The organism is Enterococcus sp. M-BR2 (assembly GCF_056612775.1).
Window position 1 is genome coordinate 1,865,437 of record NZ_CM152743.1, and the last position, 7,064, is coordinate 1,872,500.

Genomic DNA, 7,064 nt, shown 5'->3' on the forward strand with positions numbered 1-7,064 from the left:
ACTTACTCCTCCGTTCCTTTTTGAGTTTCAAAGATTTCCTGATAGACACGGTTTCCAGCTACCAATTCCTCATGGGTTCCTTCACCGACTAATCTACCTTCATCCAATACTAAGATGCGGTCTGCTTTGACAACAGAAGCAATTTTTTGTGCGATGACGATCGTCGTTGTTCCCTTCAAATCTCGATTAAGTGCTTCTCGGACCAGTTTTTCAGAGCGAGCATCCAATGCACTCGTACTATCATCTAAAATCAAGATCTTTGGATCACCGATAACACCACGAGTAATGGATAGTCGCTGCTTTTGTCCACCAGAAAAATTGCTGCTTCGTTCTTCTACTGGTGCTTCGTAACGATCAGATAGCTTTTCGATGAATTCTTTTGCTTGAGCAATAGAAGAAGCATGTTCCATCTCTTTTTCTGTTGCATTCTTTTTTCCTTGGCGCAAGTTTTGAGCAATCGTTCCTGAGAATAAAATTGCTTTTTGCAAAACAAAGGACACCGTTTGTCTTAAACTCTTTTCATTTACTTGGCGAAGGTCTACACCACCTACTTCTACTTTTCCTTCTGTTGGATCAAATAGACGAGGAATCAGCTGTGCTAGTGTGGATTTCCCGGCACCAGTCGCCCCGACAATCCCGACCATTTCTCCAGGTTTGATAGAAAAGCTGATATCTTTAAGCGTATCTGTATCCTCACCAGGATAACGAAAAGAAACATGGTCAAAAGTGACAGAACCCGTCAACTCTTGTTCTGGAACGTCTAAATAAGTAAGATCTGGTTCAGCATCTAAAATTTCCGCAATCCGCTTCAGCGATACGGCTGCTCTTGAAGTCATCATCATCATCATTCCACCGATAATGATTGCCATCATGATCTGCATCAAGTAATTCATGAATGAAGCAATTCCACCAATTAATGTAGGATCATCTTTAACAAGGTCGCTCACAAAGAAGATTGCTCCAACCACAGCCAAATTGGCAGCCAACATGAAGGACGGGATCATCACAGAAAATAATGTACCGACTATGATGTTGTGTTTTGTTAAGTCTTCACTTACTTTGCTGAATGTCTTCAATTGGTTTTCTTCCTGTACAAAAGATTTCACTACACGAATCCCTAGTAAGTTTTCTTTTGCAATGCTATTTACACGATCAATCAGTTTTTGAATGATCATGAAGTGCTTACCCATCCGTGTAAATGAAAGTGCCGTGATAAGAAATACCGTAACGATAAGCGCTACGATGATCCACCACAATTGTGGCATCGTGATCATAGCTAAAATGAAGGCACCAATAAATAAGAATGGAATTCGAAAAAGTGATTGCAAAGAAATCATCACTAAATTTTGGATTTGCGTGATATCATTTGTTAGACGAACAACAAGATTCCCAGCAGAGAACTGTTCGATATTCCCAAATGAAAATGTCTGGATCTTTCGAAAAGCTTCTTCTCGGATATCTGCACTTACGCCCTGAGCTACTTTCGCAGAGAAAATCGTGTTCGTTACACCTGCAGCTAATCCTAGCAAAGCCAGACTGATCAGATAAATACCGATTGTTTTCATTTCATCATTATCTTCTGTAATAATAGCTTCCAATACTTGCTGTAGTAATTTAGGTTGCCATAATGCTGCTGCAACCATGACTGCTACGGACAGCAAGGAAATAAAAACAGCTACTTTATATTTTTTCGCATGTCGTAAGATTAATTTCATTCGTTGATTACACCCCTTTGTTTAAATTGACAGGACTAATTTAACACTGTAAAATTAGACCGACTAACAATTTACCATGTTTAAAAAGATAATGCAATACACGAGGTTGATAAAATGGAAATAAAGCTTTCTCAAGCCATCATCATTCAGGCCGCTTTTGATATCCTGGCTGAAACACAAGCTCTTTCGCAGCTTTCCATGCGAAACATCGCAAACAGAATTCACGTTCAAGCGCCTGCTTTATATTGGTATTTCAAAAATAAACAACAGCTCTTGCAGAAAATGGCTGAAACAATGGAAGAAGAATTAGTGCTTCCAGATCCAACTTTGCCCTGGAATGAACAGTTGCTACAGTATATGGAAAATTACTATGACCTTTACACACGTTTTCCTTGTGGGGCAGAATTAGAAATCAATACTGTGCCCGCTTTTCCGAGTCGATTAGAACATTTGGAACAAATGATCCAACTACTTGTTCGTGAAGGATTTTCAGTCACTCAAAGTCATCAGGCCATTGCCTCTCTCCACAATTTATTGATTGGACAGCTAATGGATCAGCAGCATGAACAACAGCTTCGGCAAAAGATTATGGACGGAAATGAATTTTTGAAAGAAACAGTTCTATTTATGCGTAATTATGTAGTCGAAAATCAATTAGAGGGTTTTAAAGAAAGTATGCAGTCCCATGCAGAATTGAATGAAAAAGCACTCTTTCTAACGAGTGCACAAACCTATATTGAAGGTTTATGCCAACAAAATAAAAGAAGAGAAAACAATCGATAAAAAAAGCTCCTATAAAGGTCACCAACAAAGTGATCTCTATAGGAGCTATCTTTTTAAGTCTCTTTTTTACTTTTCTTCCATCAACCACACCAATGCACGTTGGATCCATTGATCCCAGAAGACCCAATTATGATCGCCAGGTCCTTGTTCAAAGGTGACCGCTAAGCCTTGTTCCTGCATAGCAGATACCATTTCCTGATTTGCTTGATAAAGAAAATCAGATTCCCCACAAGCCATATAAAACCTTGGTACTGGTTTTCCGCTTTTTACTAATTCTTTCAATAAATATTGTGGATCATTCTTTGAACCTTCGATTTGATCCAATGGTCCAAAGATTCCTTCCCAAAAGGCTGCTTTACGAACCATCAAAAGATCATCCATTCGGTTTCCTACAGAAACAGCGCCTGAAAGAGAGATTACTGCTGCGAAATTTTCTGATTTTGCAAGGCCTAGTTTTAATGCGCCATATCCGCCCATCGATAATCCAGCGGCATATGTTTTTTCCCTTTTTCTTGTTAATTGTGGGAATAGTTCATGACAAATCTCAGGTAGCTCTTCTGCAATGAACGTCCAATATTTCATATCATAAGCCGTATCTGTGTACCATCCAAGATCAGTAGATGGCATTATGACAGCTAATCCGTAGTCTGCTACGTAACGTTCAATCGACGTACGTCTTTCCCATACACTATGATTGCCACCCATCCCATGAAGTAAATATAAAACAGGTATGTCCGTTGTCGCTTGCTCTGAACTGGTGCCAATCACCTTTTTAGTTGTTTGTGGGAGTATCACATTTAGATTGACTTCCATTTCTAATACATTCGAATAAATATTTGCTTGAATAAATGCCATATTTTCGCCTTCCTTAGTAAGAAGTTATTTTTGAATAACTTTAAATTTGAATGATTCGGCAGAGTACATGTCTCGACCGAAACTACTGTTTTATTTTACCACGTTTTTCATGAACGAAAAGCGTTAAGACCAAAGCAATGATCACGAGTAACAAGCCAACTAGATAAACGGAATGTAACCCATCATAAAGAATTTTTCTTAATGGCAACAGAATATCCGCATCGATATATTTAGCCGTTTGTGGATTCACCAGTTTGTTCATGATATCTGCATCATTTGTTAAATTTGCTGCTGCAAGTTCTCGTTTAGTTACCCCATTTATCAATAAACCAAAAATAGAAACCATAACTGTTTGACCAATTGTTCGAACTAACGTATTAAAAGAAGTTGCTACACCAAGCTGATCACGAGATACACTATTTTGTGCACTGACAGTCGAGGTAGTCATGGTCACACCTAAGCCTATACCGATGACCGTTGATATAGCAAAAAACCATAAATAGTTACTTCTGAAAGGCATAAGATACAACCAAGCGCCCCCAATAGCTGCGATTAGTAATCCAATTCTCAAGACCCAATGAGTTTCCATTTGAGTCATCCACTTGCTTGCAAGGAAAGAACCGACCATCCAGACTAGTGATAATGGTGCTAATACCAACCCACCAATTGCTGCATTCAGTCCTAATACACCTTGCATCCACATAGGAATATAAACATCGATTCCCATCAAAAAACCACTAGCCAATGCTGCAGCCAAGTTTACCACAACAAATAGTGGATTTTTGAATAAATGCATCATGATGACAGGATCTTTAGCTCTTTTTTCGGCAAAAATAAAAATACCTAACAGTACGATACTTCCTAGCAACAAAGCAGAAACAAGCGGACTCATTCCTTCGTCTCCTAATAATTGGAACCCTAACAGCAATGAGACAAGCATGGCCATCAAACTAAAACTACCAAAAATATCCATTGGTTTAGACTCATGTATGATTTTTGGTTCATTTAAATATAGCCAAATAAAAATAATTAATAGAATTCCGATCGGCACATTGATAAAAAAGATCCAGTGCCAGCTGATCGTTTCAACGATGAATCCTCCCGCAAGCGGTCCAAAAACACTGGCAATCCCCCAAGCTGAACTATTCAAACCTAAAACTTTTGCTCGCTTTTCAATAGAATAAAGATCGCCGATGATCGTCAAAGCTACTGGCATCATTGCTCCAGCACCCATCCCTTGAATCGCACGAGCAGCAATCAACCCAATCATGCTTTGAGATAAACCGCAAAATAACGAACCGATAATAAACAATAATGTCCCAAAAATAAAAATTGGTTTTCGTCCCACTTTATCCGCAAGTTTTCCGTAAATCGGAGTAAGCATAGCGTTTGTCAGCAAATAAATCGAAAATACCCAGTTCATGATTTCCATTCCATGTAATGAGCCGACAATCGTTGGCATAGCGGTTGTTACGATTGTCCCTTCAATAGCCGTCATGAACGTTGCAATGAAAACACTCACTGTGACTAAAGTAACGTTTGTTTCTTTTTTCATCTTATGCCTCCTTTTTCATCATGACAGGATCTAAAAATAGATAAATACTCACTATCTTTTTCAAGAGGTGCACTGCCATAAAAAAAGCTGGAACAACCACCATTCGGCGATCGTTCCAGCTGAATATAGCTTATTTTGCTAAACTTGCTTTCAATGCATCTACTTTGTCCGTATGTTCCCAAGGCAAATCCACATCTGTACGGCCAAAATGACCGTAAGCAGCTGTTTGTTTGTAAATCGGACGACGCAAATCAAGCATCTCGATGATTCCTGCTGGCCGAAGATCGAAGTTTTCTCTCACTGCAGCAATCAATTCTTCTTCCGGAACCGTTCCAGTACCGAAAGTATTGATTGAGATCGAGACAGGTTGAGCAACACCAATCGCATAAGCTAGCTGTACTTCTGCTTTGCGAGCAAGCCCTGCTGCAACGATGTTTTTAGCAATATAACGTGCAGCATAGCTGGCAGAACGGTCAACTTTTGTCGCATCTTTACCAGAAAAAGCACCGCCACCATGACGAGCATAACCGCCATACGTATCAACAATGATTTTTCTTCCTGTTAATCCTGCATCCCCTTGAGGACCACCAATGACAAATCGGCCAGTCGGATTGATATAATATTTTGTTTGATCATCTAATAATTCAGCTGGAATAACTTCCTTCACTACTTTTTCGATGACATCATGACGAATTGTTTCATTATCTACTGCATCATCATGCTGTGTTGAAATAACGATTGTATCTACACGTTCAGGTTGTCCTTGATCATCATATTCAACTGTGACTTGAGATTTTGCATCTGGACGTAAATACGTTAATTCATTTGATTTACGCAAATCTGCCAAGCGGCGTACCAGACGATGACTCAAAGCGATTGGTAAAGGCATTAATTCCGGTGTTTCATCTACAGCAAAACCAAACATTAACCCTTGGTCGCCAGCACCAATTTCATCTAATACGTCTTTTTTATCTTCATCCCGGATCTCAAGTGCTTCGTCAACTCCTTGAGCAATATCAGGAGATTGTTCATCAATCGCAACCAATACAGCTGCTGTATCTCCATCAAATCCGAATTTTGCACGTGTATAACCAATTTCTTTTATTGTTTCCCGTACGACTTTTTGAATATCTACATATGCCGTCGTAGATATTTCTCCAAATACTAAAACAAGCCCAGTTGTTACAGATGTTTCACACGCTACTCGTGCTGTTGGGTCTTGTTCTAAAATTGCATCCAAGATCGCATCACTGATTTGGTCAGCGATTTTATCTGGATGTCCTTCAGAAACAGATTCTGATGTAAATAAGTGTCTTTCTACCATTATAATGATTCCCCCTAGTTAAATTCGGTTACAAGGCATCTCCGTCCTGCGGATCCTTTCGGGAACTTGCAACGAACCAAGTATAGCAGATAAAACAGTTTTCTGCTCGTATTTTTTCATTTTTTTGCTTAAAAAATATAAATATTTTACATTAGATTTATCCAAAAAAGCTTAGCACAATCATCTATAAAGATAACTCTGCTAAGCCTTTTAAAATCATTCTTTCAGATAAAAAGAAAAAGATACTCATCAAGTATCTTCCATGACCCGTACGGGATTCGAACCCGTGTTACCGCCGTGAAAGGGCGGTGTCTTAACCACTTGACCAACGGGCCAATAAAATAAATGGGCCTAAATGGACTCGAACCATCGACCTCACGCTTATCAGGCGTGCGCTCTAACCAGCTGAGCTATAGGCCCATAAAAACTAAAAGCGGGTGACGAGAATCGAACTCGCGACAACAGCTTGGAAGGCTGTGGTTTTACCACTAAACTACACCCGCATAATGGCGCGGGACAGAATCGAACTGCCGACACATGGAGCTTCAATCCATTGCTCTACCAACTGAGCTACCGAGCCAAACGGTTCCGACGGGAATCGAACCCGCGATCTCCTGCGTGACAGGCAGGCATGTTAACCCCTACACCACGGAACCAGTGTTTTTAGTTTTTAAATTGCGGGAGCAGGATTTGAACCTACGACCTTCGGGTTATGAGCCCGACGAGCTACCAGACTGCTCCATCCCGCGATAATATGAAAAGGAGGATAAGGGATTCGAACCCTTGCACGGTTTTACCCGCCTGACGGTTTTCAAGACCGTTCCCTTCAGCC

General features: G+C 40.0%; 5 protein-coding genes, 7 tRNA genes and 1 riboswitch (1 of these 13 running past the window's edge). Of the genes, 1 reads left to right on the top strand and 11 read right to left on the bottom strand.

From position 1 onward, the window contains the following. Positions 1 to 2 precede the first annotated feature (2 nt). Positions 3 to 1,715, bottom strand: a complete 1,713-nt coding sequence (locus tag AC1F25_RS09015) for an ABC transporter ATP-binding protein (RefSeq protein WP_002310813.1) — start codon at positions 1,713 to 1,715, stop codon at positions 3 to 5. A gap of 114 nt (positions 1,716 to 1,829) precedes the next feature. Between AC1F25_RS09015 and AC1F25_RS09020 the strand changes: the two genes are divergently transcribed. Beyond that, positions 1,830 to 2,498 carry a TetR family transcriptional regulator gene (locus tag AC1F25_RS09020; protein WP_151669040.1) on the top strand — a complete coding sequence of 223 codons (669 nt, stop codon included), beginning with the start codon at positions 1,830 to 1,832 and terminating at the stop codon, positions 2,496 to 2,498. 66 nt (positions 2,499 to 2,564) lie between these two features. Here the strand turns inward: AC1F25_RS09020 and AC1F25_RS09025 are convergent, their stop codons facing one another. The 10 genes from AC1F25_RS09025 to AC1F25_RS09070 all read right to left on the bottom strand — a co-directional run. Continuing rightward, the gene (locus AC1F25_RS09025) at positions 2,565 to 3,353 is read right to left on the bottom strand and encodes an alpha/beta hydrolase (protein WP_065772884.1); all 789 of its coding nucleotides are present in this window, start codon (positions 3,351 to 3,353) and stop codon (positions 2,565 to 2,567) included. Positions 3,354 to 3,435: 82 nt separating this feature from the next. After that, positions 3,436 to 4,908: an MDR family MFS transporter gene (locus AC1F25_RS09030; protein ID WP_065772885.1), complete on the bottom strand. Its 1,473-nt coding sequence runs from the start codon at positions 4,906 to 4,908 to the stop codon at positions 3,436 to 3,438. A gap of 130 nt (positions 4,909 to 5,038) precedes the next feature. Then, positions 5,039 to 6,232 (bottom strand): methionine adenosyltransferase, encoded by a 1,194-nt coding sequence (metK, locus tag AC1F25_RS09035; RefSeq protein WP_002292731.1) that lies wholly within the window; start codon positions 6,230 to 6,232, stop codon positions 5,039 to 5,041. Next, positions 6,230 to 6,309: riboswitch (SMK box riboswitch) on the bottom strand. It overlaps the preceding gene by 3 nt. Before the next feature lie 186 nt (positions 6,310 to 6,495). Further along, positions 6,496 to 6,567, bottom strand: a tRNA-Glu gene (locus AC1F25_RS09040). 11 nt (positions 6,568 to 6,578) lie between these two features. Beyond that, a tRNA-Ile gene (locus AC1F25_RS09045) sits at positions 6,579 to 6,652 on the bottom strand. Between the two features lie 12 nt (positions 6,653 to 6,664). Further along, positions 6,665 to 6,735 (bottom strand) — tRNA-Gly (locus tag AC1F25_RS09050). A 4-nt stretch (positions 6,736 to 6,739) separates the two neighbouring features. Further along, positions 6,740 to 6,812, bottom strand: a tRNA-Phe gene (locus AC1F25_RS09055). 3 nt (positions 6,813 to 6,815) lie between these two features. After that, a tRNA-Asp gene (locus tag AC1F25_RS09060) sits at positions 6,816 to 6,888 on the bottom strand. Between the two features lie 19 nt (positions 6,889 to 6,907). After that, a tRNA-Met gene (locus AC1F25_RS09065) sits at positions 6,908 to 6,981 on the bottom strand. Between the two features lie 11 nt (positions 6,982 to 6,992). After that, positions 6,993 to 7,064 (bottom strand) — tRNA-Ser (locus AC1F25_RS09070) (it continues 18 nt past the right edge of the window).